We start from the raw sequence: 15459 nt of genomic DNA on the forward strand, positions 1-15459 counted from the left end.
CTCTGCTGTGTTGTTTCATTGCTTGTTTGCGCCTGGCTGTCTGCGCACACCGGAACGGGCATTGGCGAGGAACCCCACGATGGCGGCGGTGCCTACCAATACCTGCGCCAGCAGCGACTGCCAGGTGGGATACAGGCCGATCCACTCGATGCGCGGCAACGCGAGCGGTGTTTGAGAGATCCAGCCCGCTTCCTGCAACGCGGCCACGCCTTTACCGATCAGGATGACCGCCATCACCGCGATGAGAATCGAGCTGATCGAAAAGAACCGGCCAATCGGCAGCCGCCTGCTCATGCGCAGCATCCAGTACGCCACCGCAGCCAACACCGCGATTCCCGCCACCAGGCCTGCGAGGATGGCGGTGGACGCCTGATCGCTCCACATCGCGATGTAGAACAAGATCGTCTCAAACACCTCGCGGTACACCGCGACAAAGGCCAGCATGAACAGGAAAACAGCCGAGCGCCGTGTCAGCGCAGTCGTCAGCTTGGCGTGCAGGTACTCCTGCCACCGCCCTGCAAGGCTCTTTTGGTGCATCCAGATGCCTACGCTGAGCAGGACAGCGGCAGCGAACAAGGCCGAGACGCCCTCAGTGACTTCCCGGTTCGCACCGCTGATATCAACAAAGTAAGTGGCCACTGCCCAGGTAGCTGCGCCTGCCAACAACGCGCAGATCCAACCCGCATGCACATACGGCAACACATCAGACCGCTCGGCTTTACGCAAGAACGCCACGATACCAATCACGATCAGCAGCGCTTCCAGTCCTTCGCGTACCAAGATGGTAAAGCTGCCTAGAAACGCGGTGCTGGCGCCTATTCGGGTGTCCTGCAGCGCCACGTCCGCGCGATCAAACAGCTGGGCAATTTGCGCTGCCTGCCCGGCAACGTCAGCCGCGGGCGCATGCTGATCCAGCTGCGCGCGGTAGCCTGCCATGGCCGTCTCGATCTCTCGCAGCAATGACGGATTGCGCGTGGCCAGCGTGGGTTCAAGCGGCTCTACACCATCCAGATAGGACGAGAGCGCAAGCTTTTTGGCTTGAGCCAGGTCCTCATCAGCGTAAGCGCGCTGGCTGGCGGCCAGTCGCTGCCGCGCCACCGCAAAGCGATCGGCTCCTGGTACCGCTTCGTTTACTGCCTGTGGCTGCGAACGCAGGTAGGCGATGATCGCGTTTGCCTGATCGGCGGGCATCGTGGTGGCAAGATCGGCCTCTCGCGTGCGTGTCAGCGCTTCGAGCGAGGGAATGTGCGTATGGGCCTCGGCACTGGTGCGCCATAACGCCTCACCTTGAGCCTTGGCTTGCGAGGAGTACCCCAAGCTGCCCACATAGAATGCCAACGCCCAGCGATCACTTTCTGACAGCCCAGAGAAGCTGACCATGCCGGTACCCGGCACACCCTGGGAAATGACCTCGTACAACGACAGCGGCGTTCGCTGCGCGGCGCGAGTGGCATCGGTGAACGCGATCGGCGGCGGACTTAACGCTTGCGCGGCGGGGCCATCACCGTGACCTGTGGGGCCGTGACAGGCCGCGCACTGCTGGCTGTAGATGGACGCGGCCTGGGAGGTCTTCGGCGCGCTCGCCGGAACAGCGCCGATCGGGTAGCGGGCCAACAGCGTCGTGCCGAGCCCGCGCGCCAACGTTGCCACTTGCGCCGGGTCGGCCTTCTCTGCCACCGCCTGGACCAGGCGGTCGGCCTGGGCCGTCAGCTCCTGCTGGTTCTGGCCACCGGGCAATGCTGCCAGCTGACTGCGCACGGCGCCGGCAAACTCGCTCATTTCGGCGTATTCGTTGGGGGCAATTACGCGACCGGCCTGGACCGCGCCGGGGTAGTCGACCGCGATGTAATCGAGCATCTGCCAGGTTTGGCGCAGGTCTGCTGCGGCAGGCTCCGCCTGAGCAGAAGCGGGCAGAACCCAGCCGATCAGCAAGGCAATCAGGCAGTAGCGAATCAAGGCGATGGGCAGTGGCATGGTCGTCACATGCAGCGCCGCGGCCGGAGTGGCGGCGGATACGGGTTCAGCGTAAAGTCCGTAGCTACTACGGAGTCAAGCGTACTACGAATGAAAATCAGTGAGGCTGCCGACGCCAGCGGATGCCACTTGGAGACGATTCGCTATTACGAGCGGATCGGGTTGCTGCCGCGCCCGGGGCGCACGGGCAACGGCTACCGGGTCTATGGCCCGGCCGACATCGAGCGGCTGCGCTTCATTGCGCGTGGCCGGGACCTGGGCTTCAGCCTGGAGGAGGTCCGCAGCCTGCTGCAGCTGGCCGGCGATGAGGAGCTTTCGTGCGGGGACGTGGACCGGTTGGCCCGCAGCCATCTGGCCGACGTGCGCGCCCGCATGGCCGACCTGCAGCGCATGGCCAGCGAGCTGGAACGGGTGATTGCCAGTTGCCATGGCGGGCAGCGGGCGGAATGCACCATCCTGTCGACGCTGCGCCAGACGACCTCGGTGGAGGCCACGCGCCAGTGACCGAACTGGACCGCTACCTCGATGCGGCCACGCGCCAGAACACGGTGCGCAGCTATGCGTCGGCGCTGCGGCACTTCGAGGTTGAATGGCAAGGCCACCTCCCAGCGACACCTGACAGCGTGGCCCGGTACCTGGCCGCTTATGCGCAGACCTTGGCGACCAGCACCCTCCGCCAACGTCTGGCGGCCATCGCCTCTTGGCACCGCGACCACGGCTTTGTCGACCCGACCCGATCGCCGCTGGTGCGCAAGGTGCTCAAAGGCATCCAGACCCTGCACCCGGGCCAGGTCAAGCAAGCCGCGCCGCTCCAGATTCGGCGGCTGGTCGAGCTCGATGACTGGCTGGCCGCGGCGATCGCTGCGGCACATGCCCGGGGCGATGGGCCGGCGGCGCTGCGCCATCAACGAGACCGAGCGCTGGTGCTGCTCGGGTTCTGGCGGGGATTCCGTGGCGATGAACTGCTGCGTCTGGACGTGGCCCATCTCACGCTGGTGCCGGGACAGGGGATGACCTGCTTCTTGCCACGCAGCAAGGGTGATCGCCAGGCAGCCGGCGTCACCTACAAGGTGCCGGCGCTGTCGCGGTTATGTCCGGTGGAGGCGACCCAGGCGTGGCTGCAGGCGGCCGACCTGCAAGAAGGGCCGGTGTTTCGGGCAGTCAACCAATGGGGCCAGGTGAGCGCCGAAGGCCTGCATCCCAACAGCTTGGTGCGCCTGCTGCGCGAGTTGCTGACCAGTGCCGGCTTTGCCGATGCGGGGCTCCACAGCAGCCATTCGTTGCGCCGCGGCTTTGCCAGCTGGGCCAACGACCAAGGCTGGGACATGAAGGCCTTGATGGAGTACGTGGGCTGGCGCGATGTGCAGTCGGCCATGCGTTACCTGGACGGGCGTGACCCGTTTGCCCGGGACCGCATTGAAGCAAGCCTGCCCAGTCCAACCGTGCCGGTACCGGCGATGGCACTGCCGGCGCCGGAGGGCAAATCGGCCCTGCAGCTGCGCCTGCGCATGGTGCTGACCCCGTTTGCCCGCACGGGCCGCGGCGCGGCCAAGGCCCGAGGCCGAATTGAAGAGATCTGCTTGGCCCCGTTCCAGGCTGTGCGCCTGAACACCGCCAGCAGCGAGTACCAGTTGACTGCTCCCACCGATCCCGAAAGGGATCTGGATGAAATCCTGGCCACGTTGCTCGATGACATGCACCGCATGGCCGATACGCACCAGTGCTTCCTGGAAGCGTCGCTCAGTACAGACGACGGCCGGCACTGGGACTGATCTCCCTCACACCCTCCGGATCCAATGGCTACCCTTCACGAGACCGCCTACCCGCGACTGAAGCCTGATCCCACCGCCAAGGAACTGGAGGAGATCTATACCCCGACCGCCGCTGAGATTGCATTCGCCAAGCAGCTGACCACCCAGCCGGGTCCGCAGCTGGCGGTACTGATTCATCTCAAGCTCTTCCAACGCTTGGGCTACTTCACGCTGTTGGCCGACGTACCCGAGCGGATCCGGAAGCACATCGCCAAGGCCGCCCGACTCGGGCGCGTATTGGACACCGACCAGCTCGAACGCTACGACGCTTCCGGCAGCCAGCGCCGGCATATGCCGCAGCTTCGGCAATTCATCGGGGTACGTCCCCTGGATAAATCGGGCTTGGCTTGGCTGGACACAGTGGCCACCGGAGCAGCCCAGACCAAGCACACCATCCCGGACATCGTGAACGTCCTGCTCGAAGAGCTGGTGCACCATCGCTACGAACTGCCCGGTTTCCGCACTCTGGAGCTGGCCGCCATCGGCGCCCGTGAGCGGGTCAATCTGGGCTACTACCGCAGCATCAGCCACGCGCTGACGCCTGCCACGCGCACGCTCATCGACGAACTGCTGCGCGCACCGGAAGGGTCCAGGTTCACCGGCTGGCAATCACTCAAGCGCGAGCCCGGCCGGCCCACCAACAAGGAAGTTCGGTTCTACCTGCAGCACATCCGCATGCTGCAGCAGTTGGCCGACCAGCTGCCTCCCATCGATGTGCCGGTGCCCAAGCTCAAGCAGTTCCGTGCAATGGCTCGGGCCTATGACGCCAGCGAGCTGGCCGAACTGGCTCCGGACAAGCGCTATGCGCTGGCCACCATCTTCATTCGCGCCCAGCATGCCAAGACACTGGATGATGCAGCCGAGTTGTTCATCAAGCAGGTGCGCGGGCTGGAGAACACGGCCCAGCAGAAATTGCTGGCCTACCAGCTCGAACATGCCAAACGGGCCGACTTCCTCATCGGCCAGCTCAAGGAAATCCTGCAGGCCTATCAGCTAGACGGCAGCGATAGTCAGCGCGTGGATGCCATCGACAACAGCCTGGAAGCGGAAGTGTCGACCTTGCTGGCCGAATGCGAAGAACATATGGCCTACGCCGGGAAGAACTACCTGCCTTTCATGCTGCAGCCCTATGGCGCGGTCAGGCCGCTGCTGTTCAATGGGCTGGAGCTGATGAAACTTCGGGCGACCAGCCACGACGCCGGCATGGAGCCGCTGATCGCAGCGGTGCTCTCGCTGCGCAACCAGCGCCGTGAGCTGATCGAGGTCGCCTCCCTCGGTTTGGACCCGGAAAAGGACTTTGACTGGATGTCCAAGCTCTGGTGTCAGCACGTGTTCGGCAAGCGGGCCAGTGCAGCCGGCGCCGGCTGGATGCACCGTAAGTACTTCGAGCTGGCCGTGCTGGTGCAGGTCAAGGACGAACTGAAGTCCGGAGATCTCTTCATTCCCAGCAGCGAACGGTTTGATGACTACCGTGAGCAGCTGGTCGATGAAGCCACCTTGGCCCAGGAACTGGAAGCCTACGGCCAGGTGTCAGGCCTGCCCACCGACGCCGAGTCTTTCGTGGCGGGATTACGTGCACAACTGACCTCCCTGGCCGATGAGGTCGACGCGCGTTTCCCGGAGAACGTACATGCGGACATCCTGGATGGGCGCCTGGTGCTGCGGAAGGGGCAACGCGCCGAAGTCTCCAGCGCGATTACCACGGTGGATCGCCTCATCGCCGAACGGCTTCCAGAATCCAGCATCGTCGATGTCCTGATCGATGCCAGCCAATGGCTGGATCTGCACCGTTTCTTCCGCCCGATCGCCGGCACCGAGAGCCAGGTCGAAGATCTGCCCCGACGTGTGATCACCACGCTATTCTGCTATGGCTGCAACCTGGGGCCGACGCAGACGGCGCGGTCGATCAAGGGCTTCAGCCGGCGCCAAGTCGCTTGGCTCAACCTGAAATACGTGACCGAGGATGTGCTTGAGAAGGCCATCGTGGAGGTCATCAATACCTACAACAAATTCGACCTGCCTGGCTATTGGGGCAGCGGCAAGAGCGCATCAGCTGATGGCACGAAGTGGAGCGTCTACGAGGACAACCTGCTGTCGGAGTATCACATCCGCTACGGCGGCTACGGTGGCATCGGCTACTACCACGTGTCCGACAAATACGTAGCGCTGTTCAGCCACTTCATTCCCTGTGGCGTGCACGAGGGCATCTACATCCTCGACGGTCTGTTGGCCAACACTTCCGACATCCAGCCTGAGATCGTCCATGGCGACACGCAGGCCCAAAGCTATCCGGTCTTCGGCCTGGCCCACATGCTGGGCATCCAGCTGATGCCCCGGATCCGGAACATCAAGGACCTGACATTCTTTCGGCCCGAACCGGGTAGGGCTTATAAGAACATCCAGGCACTGTTCGGGGACAGCATCGACTGGCAACTGATCGCCACCCATCTCCACGACATGCTGCGGGTGGTGATCTCAATCCGATTGGGCAAGATCACCGCGTCCTCGATCCTGCGCCGGCTGGGCACCTACAGCCGGAAGAACAAGCTGTACTTCGCCTTCCGGGAACTTGGCAAGGCCGTTCGAACGCTGTTCTTGCTGCGCTACATTGATGACAATGAGATCCGCAAAACGATCCATGCTGCCACCAACAAGAGCGAGGAATACAACGGCTTCGTGAAATGGGTGTTCTTTGGCAGCCAGGGGATCATTGCTGAGAACGTCCAACACGAGCAGCGCAAGATCATCAAGTACAGCCAGCTGGTGGCCAACATGATCATCCTCGACAACGTGGAAGGCATGAGCCGGACCTTGGCCGAGATGAGGAAGGAGGGGATTGAACTGACGCCCGAGATCCTGGCCGGCCTGTCGCCTTATCGGACCAGCCACATCAATCGCTTCGGCGACTACCACCTGGATCTTGAAAGGGAAGTGGCGCCGCTGAGCTACACAGCCAAGGTGCTTGAACAGACCCCATAGATGGGGAGAACCTGATCGAGAGACGAGCAATCAACTTTGAAATTCAGTCGCTTAGGCAGCTTTTGGCCCTGTACGTAATGATTCCCTGCCGACCCTCGTTCCGGAGCGGCTGGCCACTTCCGCCGCAGAAGCGGTGCGAGACATCCTGCAGGAGGCCGAAGCGCCTAACACCATTCGCAGCTACGCCGGCGCCCTGCGCTATTGGGCGGGCTGGTTCGAAGGGCGCTATGGCAGGCCCATCGCCCTACCCGTCCCCCCGGCGGCAGTGGTTCAGTTCATCGTGGATCACATGGGGCGCTCAGGCGATTTGGGGCTTCGTTGGGATCTGCCTGCAGACTTGGATAGCGCCTTGGTGCATGCGGGCCTGAAGAAGAAGCCTGGGCCGCTGGCGTTCTCCAGCCTGGTCCACCGGGTGGCGGTCTTGTCGGCGGCCCACAAGCAGGCCCGCCAAGACAACCCTTGCGAGGATCGCGCCGTGAGGACCCTACTGTCCAAGGGGCGCAGGGCTTCTCACAAACGAGGCGAGCGCCCGGCCAAGAAGACCGCGCTGTCAGCCGCAGATCTGCGCGCAATGGCGGCCACCTGCGACACCTCGCTCAAGGGGAAGCGCGATCGCGCCCTGCTCTACTTTGCCTTTGCTAGCGGCGGGCGCCGCCGCAGCGAAGTCGCCGAGGCGACGGTGAATCACCTCACCCGACTGCCCGAAGGCGGCTACACCTATCGCTTGGATCACGGAAAAACCTTGCAGTCCGGGCCAGTGGTTGGCAGCAGCCCCGACAAGCCCATCCTGGGAGAGGCAGCCACCGCACTGCAGGACTGGCTGGACGTGGCCGAGATTACCGACGGCCCCCTGTTCCGGCGCGTCTGGCCACGGTCATTGGGCGGCGCGCTCAGCGGCAAGGCGGTCGCCGCCATCGTTAAGGACCGGGCGCGGTTGGCCGGTCTGGACGGGGACTTTGCCGGCCACAGCCTGCGCTCGGGCTTTGTTACCGAAGGTGCGCGGCGTGGGGTGGCCCTGCCGGCGCTGATGGCGATGACCGATCACCGCTCCGTGGCCAGCGTGATCGGATATTTCCAGCAGGGCGGCGTCGGCAGCAACCCCGCCGCGCGCCTGATGGATGAGGACTGAGCCTCCGGCCCGAGCGGCCAGCAGTGCGCGTTGAATGTGCCCCGCTCGGGCCCTATCCTGCACAAGACGCGCACCATCCACGGCAGGAATCAGGGGGCAGCATGAAGCTAGTCAAGGCACGGATCCGAAACTTCCGTTCTGCAGAGGATTCCGGAACGTTCGATGTCGGAGAGCTGACCTGCTTGGTCGGTAAGAACGAGGCGGGCAAGACTGCAATTCTGACGGCGTTGTTTGGTACCCGTCCCATCGCCGACCAGTTTGCTTACGACACGGTGCGCGATTACCCCCGCCGCTTCCTCACGCGGTATGAGGAACGCCACGACGACGAACCCGCACCGGTTGCCACCCTGACCTGGGAGCTCAGCCACGAAGACCAAAAGGCGGTCGCCGACGTCCTGGGTGCCGGCGCGTTAAGTAGTACGACCGTTGACGTAACGACAGATTACAGTGGCCACAGCACTTGGAGCATTCACGTCGATCCCAACGTGGTGCGCGCGTTTCTGCTCGACCAGCACGGTGTGGCAGGCGAAGAGCGGGAGAAGTTTTCCAAGATATTGCTGGATCGACTCGTGGTCGAGATAGATGCGCACCCCGAGCCGTCTGACCAATTGCAGGCGGTCAAGCGGTCCATCAGCGGCTTCCGCAAGGGGAAACCAGTGCTGGCGGCCATCGATATCCTGCAGAAAAGGATGCCGGCGTTCTTCTATACCTCTCACTTTGATCGCATGTCCGGGGAGATATCGCTGGACAAGCTGTCTCGTGACACCCAAAGCGGCGCGACGATCTCCCCGGGTGACCAGATTTTCCTCGACTTCCTCGAGTACGCCGGGACGTCGGTCAGCGAATTGCAGTCCAGCACACGCCTGGAAGAGCTCAACGCACGTTGCCAAGCCGCCTCCAATGAAATTACCGATGAGATCTTCGAGTTTTGGAGTCAGAACGACGCGCTCAGTGTAGAGATAGCGCTTGCCCAAGGCCTCTCCGAGGATCCCGCCCCCTTCAATAGCGGGACTGTTGCCAAAATCCGCATTCGGAATGACAACCACAAGGTTTCGGTGCCCCTGTCTGAGCGCAGCGCCGGATTCGTCTGGTTCTTCTCCTTCCTGTCGCAGTTCAAGCAGATGCGAAAGAGGAACCCCGGTGCGATCATCCTTCTGGATGAGCCTGGATTGACGCTACATGGAAAGGCGCAAGCTGATCTGCTCCGCTACATCATTGAGCGTCTACTCCCCGACCACCAGGTCATCTACAGCACCCACTCGCCCTTTATGGTGCCGGCCGATCGTCTTGCGGACGTTCGCGTCGTCGAGGACGTTGTCACCTACGACCAGCGTCGCCGCCCCACCGTTAAGGGCACACAGGTCTCCGCGGACGTCCTGAGCGTCGATCAGGACACGCTGTTCCCCCTTCAGGCCCATCTCGGTTACGAGGTTACCCAAAGCCTGTTTGTGGGAGCGCATACCCTGTTGGTCGAAGGACCTTCGGATGTGCTCTATCTTCAGGCGGCATCGCACGCGCTCAAGCAACGCAAGCGCCAAGGCTTGGACAGCCGGTGGGTGATCTGCCCCACAGGCGGCATAGACAAAGTGCAATCGTTCGCCTCGCTCTTCTCTGGCAAGGGCATCCACATGGTCGCCTTGTGTGACTACGGCAATGGCGATAAAGGCAAGGTGCAGCGGCTGAGGGAGTCTCAGATCATGAAGACTTCCGGCGTCTTGGTAGCCACGGATTTCACCGGAAAGGCGGAGAGCGACATTGAGGACTTCTTCGCACCCGCCGTCTTCGCCGACATCCTCAACGGTGCCTACGGTCTGAAGGGAAAAGGGCAAATTTCCGCCCGGCAGTTCAGCCAAGACGGTGCCCTGACGCGCCAGGTCAAACAGGCCGAAGCACTGTTTAATGTCATGGGGGCTTCCGTTCCGCCCCTGGATCATTTCACTCCCGCCAACTGGCTCATCCAGAATCAGCACGTGCTGGCCGCGGAAACTACGGCCATCAATGAAACGCTGGAGCGCTTTGAGAAGGCCTTCGCTGAGATCAATGCGGCGCTAGGGGCCGGTGCGTAGATGAACCTCTGCCAGAGCTCCGCAATGGCAGCGGGTTCCTCTCCCGGCGCGCACTCATCGGAGGGCAGGACTCGGCTGCCTGACTCCCGCGCCATGAAATCGGCCTCTAACAGTGCGCCCTTTCCCTGCCATGCTGGCCCTGCGAATGCCGGGTCCGCAGAGGGCGCTTTAGACGCGCCAAGCCCAGTCTGATCCGTGAATGCGGCGACCACCCTGCCGGTTCCAGCGGAACGCCTCCCACATCAGAGTCGGCGGCGTTCCACCGTACTTCAACTCATCAGCCAACCGGATGAACACCTCATCGGTAATCCAGGTTGACGGGGCAAGGTCCAGGTCCGTGAGCTTGGCCGCATGATTGGCCGCGCGTCCAACCCAGACGATGTCGTTGCCGCCTCGAATACCCGTGCGAGCAGCTCGGATTGGGCTGCTGTCGATTCCGACGACATGCCTCACGGTACCTGTCCAGTCGGGGTACTGCTGTTTCAACGCTGGCATGACGATCATCTTGACCGCATAGTTGATTTTCAACCCGGCCTTAGCCGCCGGCGTGGCTTGCCGGTCACCCACCCAGATGCCCATGACACGATCTCCGTCGTAGGAGGTGATCTTGCCGCCCTCTTTCCTGATGATCGTCGCTGCACAGTGCAGGAACGCTTTGTAGATCTCTGCACTCAACTGCCAGGCTTCGGTGTCGACCATATTCGTTGAGCCGTTCAGGTCCGCGTACAAAACAGTGGCACGATCAAACTCCACTGCGTCATTGCCCAATCGCAGATCTTCTGGATCGGGTACAACTTGACCTCTCCGTGTAGACCATCGGGTTTGTGCTATCGCCTGCACGGCGGCCGTCATCTCTTCCAGCAGTGCCACCGTCAGTCCCTCGGCCCAGCTTCGAGAATGCGGGAGCGAATTTGTTCGCATGCCGGTGCAATCAAAGCCCGGGCGTCCGGGCCAGGGGTGTATCGGTAGGGGACGGTCGTGAGCCCCGTGAGATCACTGGGAAGCTTCAGCTTGTCTTCGCGCGGCTCCATCAAGAAGGCGCGCCGACGCCCCAGGAATCCAATGAACATACCCAGTTCAAAGACGACGTTGTCGCGCATGACAGGCCACTCGTCACCGCGGCTGATGACCATGTCATCCGCGTGGGCCACGGCAATGGCAAAGTCTGCCTGTTCCAGCTGGCGCTCGAGCTCGTCAAGTGTGTAGTTGGCGGCGCGGAACACCCCGTGGTCCCATACCACCGTCAGGAACGGGTCGTGCTCGAAGTGCTGTACCAGCAACCGCGTGACAGGGAGCGCCTCCACCGACGACATCACAAAGACCCGGACCTGTCCGCGAGGTTGGGTAATCATGTGATTGCGCTCTTTTAGACGGCGCGAAAGGGTCGCGGCCAGCCGCCGCCAGATGACGGGGTGTGAATCCGCAATCCTGCTGAAATCGATTTCCGGCACCTTTAGCACTACGGTCGGCTCGCGTGCAGTAACAGTTGCCGCCCGCAGTTGCGCCGGTTCGATGGCTGCCATTTCGCCGACGTGGTCCCCAGCCCTTCGGGTATTAACCACTTTGCCGTTGACCAGCACGTCCACGGAGCCGGAGACAATGAAGAAAACGTCGGTCTCTGGGGCGTCCTGAGTGATAAAGGCCTGCCCTGTCCCCACGTCGAGCAATTCCCCGGCCTGTGCCAGCTGGGCTGCGGCCGCGTCCAAGCCGGCCAGCAGGCGGAACTCAGCCAAGGCGGCGATCAGTCGCCTGCCATCATCCGCCGCGAGGCGCTCGACGATCCCAGTCCCCATACTGCCCCCTTGAAAGTGTGAACTGGGTCCCAATATACGCCCAAAGGAGCTGGAATGAATCCGGCTGCCAGCCACGCCGTAGGCGACGCGACCCGCCCGGCCTGGCCTCCTCTTGGGCGCAGGGAGTAGCACGATGGGACACAGCTGGAAAAAAGATCGCACCAAGAAGCGCATTGCCACCCGTTACGCCGAAGTCCGCGACGTGGACATCCGCGATTACAAGCGGGAAACCTCGCTGGTGGATATTCCAGTCAATCGCGCCTATCGCGTCCAAGGGGCGCATGTCTACATCGACATCGTCAATCTGGCGGACATGCTTAGCTGCACTGACATCGAAGGCGAAACCTGCCACAAGCGGGCCCTTCGATTCCTGAATCAGCACTACCGCGCCGTCCATCGCATCCTCGTTGAAAGTGATGCCATCCGTGTGGACTTTCACAACCAGCGGCTGCATGCGGTTGTGACCAAGCCGTACGGCGATGCCAACGAACGCGCCCGGATCGAGCGCGCGGTTGCGATCGCCCAGCTCGCCATCGATGTGCTGGCTGAAACGGGCGACTCGGACGCGCACATCCCCAATGCCCAGGTTCGTGTCGGCATTGACAGCGGGATGGCGTTGGCCGTCAACAATGGTCGTCGCGCCAGCCGAGAACCTCTTTTCTTAGGCTCCCCAGCCAATCAGGCGGCCAAGTGTGCCGGGCATGGAGGGGCTGAAGGCATCTACCTGACGCACGGCGCACGTGCCGTGCTTGAACTGCCTACCTTGACCGGCAACAAGGACCGCACCACTTCGCTGACCGATGCTCAGATTTCCGCATGCGTCGAGGCCGCTGCACTCGGCATTTCCAAGTCGCGCATCATCGAACTCTGGAAAGATGAACAGGCCGAGCTCCCTATCGGCGAATTCAAGTTCAGTCGACCGACGCCTCCGCTTTCTGATCTGGACTTCTCCCTGCTCAGCGCGGCGAACTCAAGGCGATTTGATGGCGTTTCGATCTATGCCGACATTGACGGATTCACCGACTTCGTGGACAAGCACTTAGAGGAGGATCCCGAACATCTGGTTCGAACACTGCACGTATTGCGCTCTGAGCTGGATGCGGTCGTACACGAGGATTTTGGAGGGCGTCGTGTCCGTTTTATTGGCGACTGCCTTCATGGGGTGCTGCTGGAGGGCACGTCACAGACGACAGATGCGCAGGACACGGTCAGCACCGCTGCCCAGTGCGCGGGTGCATTGCGCAGCAGTTTCTCCACTGCCCTGGAGCAACTGAGCGCCGAAGGCGCGGAAGTGGCAGAGCTGGGATTGGCCATTGGCTTCGAACTTGGCCCCCTTGCCATTTCCCGCCTGGGCATGAAGGGGAGCCTTCTGCGGTGTGCCACGGGGCGAGCGGTGTTGGAATCTGAAGCCCAACAACGACTCTGCGACGGTGTGGAGACGGCCATTGGTGAAAATGCCTACAAGGCCGCCAGCGCCGCGATACGGACCGTCTTTACCGACAAGCGAAAGGCGGCGAACCTAGACTATGCCGCAGCGGTGGAGGAACTCGCCGCATCCGGGGACCGCGTGGCGAAGGCAACACTGGAGGCACACTACGCTGAAGTGGCACCCGCAGTGGCTCCTGCGCTCGCGCAGCCGATCCGTCCTCATGTGGCCGCGACGTGACGCCAAGGCCTTTGGAGCTGCTGCAGCGCGTGGCACCGGACTACGGTGCCACGTTGATCGTAGACCCTGTCGGGGGGCTGGTTGGGATCACAGTGGTTCGGGCCGGCGGAGCCGAGTACGCATTTAGATTGCTCGTCTCCGTTGCAGGCGAGCACGTCTCAGTGCGCGAGATCGCCGACCCCGGCATGCTGCCGGGGTTCTGTCCCGATCGGCATATCAACGGTGACCGTAGCTTCTGCCTCGGCTGGGGAGAAGACAATTCGAGCCGGATCCAAGACGAAGCAGCAGCGAGGCATTGGTGGGCCACGGTCTACCAGTACCTGACCTACCAGATCGGCGCGAACGCCCGCCGGGTCTTTCCTGGAGCGGAGAACGGCCGCGCGCACGGTCGTGCTGCGCAGCATCAGGCCAATGCTGAGCAGGCAGCCGAACGACTGGGTCCGGCATTCAAGGCAGATGTGCTCGCGGGGCAGTTCATGGTCCGCAAGGATTCGCGCCCTCAGAAGCGGAGGCTCGAGCTCTGGCACGGCAAACTACTCCTTGCTCGGGTGTCGACGCGCACTGAAACCTTGGTCGGGAGACCCCCAGTCTGCCCATGTGGCCGCGATCCTGACGGTGCGATCACTGCATGTGGCGACCACGCTGCGGCCCTGGTCACTTTCATCTTGGAACAGCACCGATGTGCGCTGGCCGACACAGCTTTCCTTGAGGATTGTGCGGCTGCAGGAGCGCGCTGCTGCGGAACGCTGGACATCTGCGGTCTTCGATCTGCCATCAAACGAACACAAACCGTATCCCTCAAGACAGAGAACTCACCCCGTGCAAGAACCTCAAAATTCTGGCGGCCACCCGCCAAATCAAAGCGACCGCGTTAGTGCCGCTTGGCAGCAGCTGAATTTGGTCTTGGGCTTCTTCTCCCGTGTAGACACAAAACTCTCGGTCGGCCTGGGTATCAACCTGGGCATGCTTGCCATGATCGCGACGCGGCTGCCGAAACTTGATGAACTAACGGCCCTGATCTCGGTTGTGGGCGTTTTGTTCCTTACACCGCTTACTGTTAGCTTCTGGCACCTGTGGTACGGATATTTTCCGGAACTGCGAGGCGGGTCAAATTCGCTCATCTTCTTTGAACGGGTGTCGAGCATGGCCGAGCACGAGTTCTTGCAGAAGTGCGCGGAGCGTACGCTGATGGAGTTCGAGGAAGACCTCCTGGGTCAATGTTGGCGCAATTCCAAGATTCTCTCGTCAAAATTCAGCTGTTTGAAGTACGCGTACATTGCCACTGTTCTGGCAATCGCCCCATGGATGGCACTCATCGTTGTGCTGCCTCCGCCGGCAAAGTGACACACAAGTGGCTTCTGCTCATCCAGTTGTTGAGCCGGAGCCCCGGGCAGCGCTGACAGGGCCGGGCCTTCCGGCCCAAGTCGGCCCAAGGTGAGAAACGGTGCTGGCCATTGCCGGAGTTTGGCCATCGGCTATCACACGCACGTCGCAGTTAGCTCCCTTTCGGAAGGGGATGCCAGCCTAGACGTGCAGCAAACTCACGACGATAGACGGTGTCAATCTGGGGCGGGGCTCGCCGGACGTACTCTTCTGCGAGCGTCGCAGTTTGCCCTGAGAGGCTTGCGAGGTAGGCAACTGCTTCTTCCACTGATGGGACGCGTTGATTTTCCCCGTTGAACTTCGGTGGCAGCGCCGTCCATAGCACAGTGGTAATCCCGCGAGCAGCGGCCCAGTCAGCGAGCCCAGGAATACTCGCCGGTGCTGGACAGCCATGTGTCCAGACCCCCAAGTGTCGCTCCATGTTCTTTGAGGGAATGGCTTCCCGCTCACGCAAGGCTCGCTTGGCGTCGCCCTCGTCGTCGGTACCAGCCTCAACCCAGAAGGAGGTGACAGCAGACGCGGCCGCATGCATGACCAACGTAAGCCGTCCATTGCCGGATTGCCTTAAAAACTCTACGCAAACCGTTGGGCCGTCTGCCAGCCACTGTCCACGAACCGGTAGACCGTCGGGTTGCCATACCAGCGACCCCCAACCAAG

Annotated in this window: 11 protein-coding genes; 8 read left to right on the plus strand and 3 right to left on the minus strand. The window is 62.2% G+C overall.

Annotation, left to right across the window (positions count from 1 at the left end; genetic code table 11):
* Positions 1 to 15: 15 nt before the first annotated feature.
* The gene (locus VG543_RS04490) at positions 16 to 1974 is read right to left on the minus strand and encodes an FTR1 family protein (RefSeq protein WP_021201907.1); all 1959 of its coding nucleotides are present in this window, start codon (positions 1972 to 1974) and stop codon (positions 16 to 18) included.
* Between the two features lie 90 nt (positions 1975 to 2064).
* Between VG543_RS04490 and VG543_RS04495 the strand changes: the two genes are divergently transcribed.
* The 5 genes from VG543_RS04495 (at position 2065) to VG543_RS04515 (ending at position 9959) form a co-directional block, all read left to right on the plus strand.
* Positions 2065 to 2478 (plus strand): MerR family transcriptional regulator, encoded by a 414-nt coding sequence (locus VG543_RS04495; RefSeq protein ID WP_012480230.1) that lies wholly within the window; start codon positions 2065 to 2067, stop codon positions 2476 to 2478.
* Positions 2475 to 3746 carry a site-specific integrase gene (locus VG543_RS04500; protein ID WP_005413373.1) on the plus strand — a complete coding sequence of 424 codons (1272 nt, stop codon included), beginning with the start codon at positions 2475 to 2477 and terminating at the stop codon, positions 3744 to 3746. Before VG543_RS04495 ends, VG543_RS04500 begins: the two co-directional genes overlap by 4 nt.
* Positions 3747 to 3770: 24 nt before the next feature.
* Positions 3771 to 6764, plus strand: a complete 2994-nt coding sequence (locus tag VG543_RS04505) for a Tn3 family transposase (protein ID WP_024956867.1) — start codon at positions 3771 to 3773, stop codon at positions 6762 to 6764.
* A 133-nt stretch (positions 6765 to 6897) separates the two neighbouring features.
* Positions 6898 to 7893, plus strand: coding sequence for a site-specific integrase (locus VG543_RS04510; RefSeq protein ID WP_024956866.1), 996 nt, complete (start codon positions 6898 to 6900; stop codon positions 7891 to 7893).
* A 101-nt stretch (positions 7894 to 7994) separates the two neighbouring features.
* Complete coding sequence (locus VG543_RS04515; protein ID WP_024956865.1) at positions 7995 to 9959, plus strand: AAA family ATPase; 1965 nt, start codon at positions 7995 to 7997, stop codon at positions 9957 to 9959.
* A gap of 168 nt (positions 9960 to 10127) precedes the next feature.
* On the opposite strand, the gene VG543_RS04520 is transcribed toward VG543_RS04515, so the two are convergent.
* Both VG543_RS04520 and VG543_RS04525 read right to left on the minus strand, forming a co-directional pair.
* On the minus strand, positions 10128 to 10829 hold the full coding sequence (locus VG543_RS04520; protein WP_024956864.1) for an adenylate/guanylate cyclase domain-containing protein: 702 nt from the start codon (positions 10827 to 10829) through the stop codon (positions 10128 to 10130).
* A gap of 2 nt (positions 10830 to 10831) precedes the next feature.
* On the minus strand, positions 10832 to 11752 hold the full coding sequence (locus VG543_RS04525; protein WP_095052052.1) for a TIR domain-containing protein: 921 nt from the start codon (positions 11750 to 11752) through the stop codon (positions 10832 to 10834).
* Positions 11753 to 11885: 133 nt separating this feature from the next.
* Here VG543_RS04525 and VG543_RS04530 point away from each other — a divergent pair, with 133 nt between their 5' ends.
* The 3 genes from VG543_RS04530 to VG543_RS04540 all read left to right on the plus strand — a co-directional run bounded on the left by VG543_RS04530 (position 11886) and on the right by VG543_RS04540 (position 14762).
* A complete protein-coding gene (locus VG543_RS04530) occupies positions 11886 to 13418 on the plus strand; it encodes an adenylate/guanylate cyclase domain-containing protein (RefSeq protein ID WP_043033494.1) in 1533 nt (510 codons plus the stop codon).
* Between the two features lie 92 nt (positions 13419 to 13510).
* The gene (locus VG543_RS04535; RefSeq protein ID WP_423178099.1) at positions 13511 to 14293 is read left to right on the plus strand and encodes an E2 domain-containing protein; all 783 of its coding nucleotides are present in this window, start codon (positions 13511 to 13513) and stop codon (positions 14291 to 14293) included.
* Positions 14294 to 14390: 97 nt separating this feature from the next.
* Complete coding sequence (locus tag VG543_RS04540) at positions 14391 to 14762, plus strand: Pycsar system effector family protein (RefSeq protein ID WP_228756380.1); 372 nt, start codon at positions 14391 to 14393, stop codon at positions 14760 to 14762.
* The last annotated feature ends 697 nt before the right edge of the window (positions 14763 to 15459 follow it).

The sequence above is a fragment of the Stenotrophomonas sp. CASM101 genome (genome assembly GCF_049384845.1).
Classification (GTDB): domain Bacteria; phylum Pseudomonadota; class Gammaproteobacteria; order Xanthomonadales; family Xanthomonadaceae; genus Stenotrophomonas; species Stenotrophomonas hibiscicola.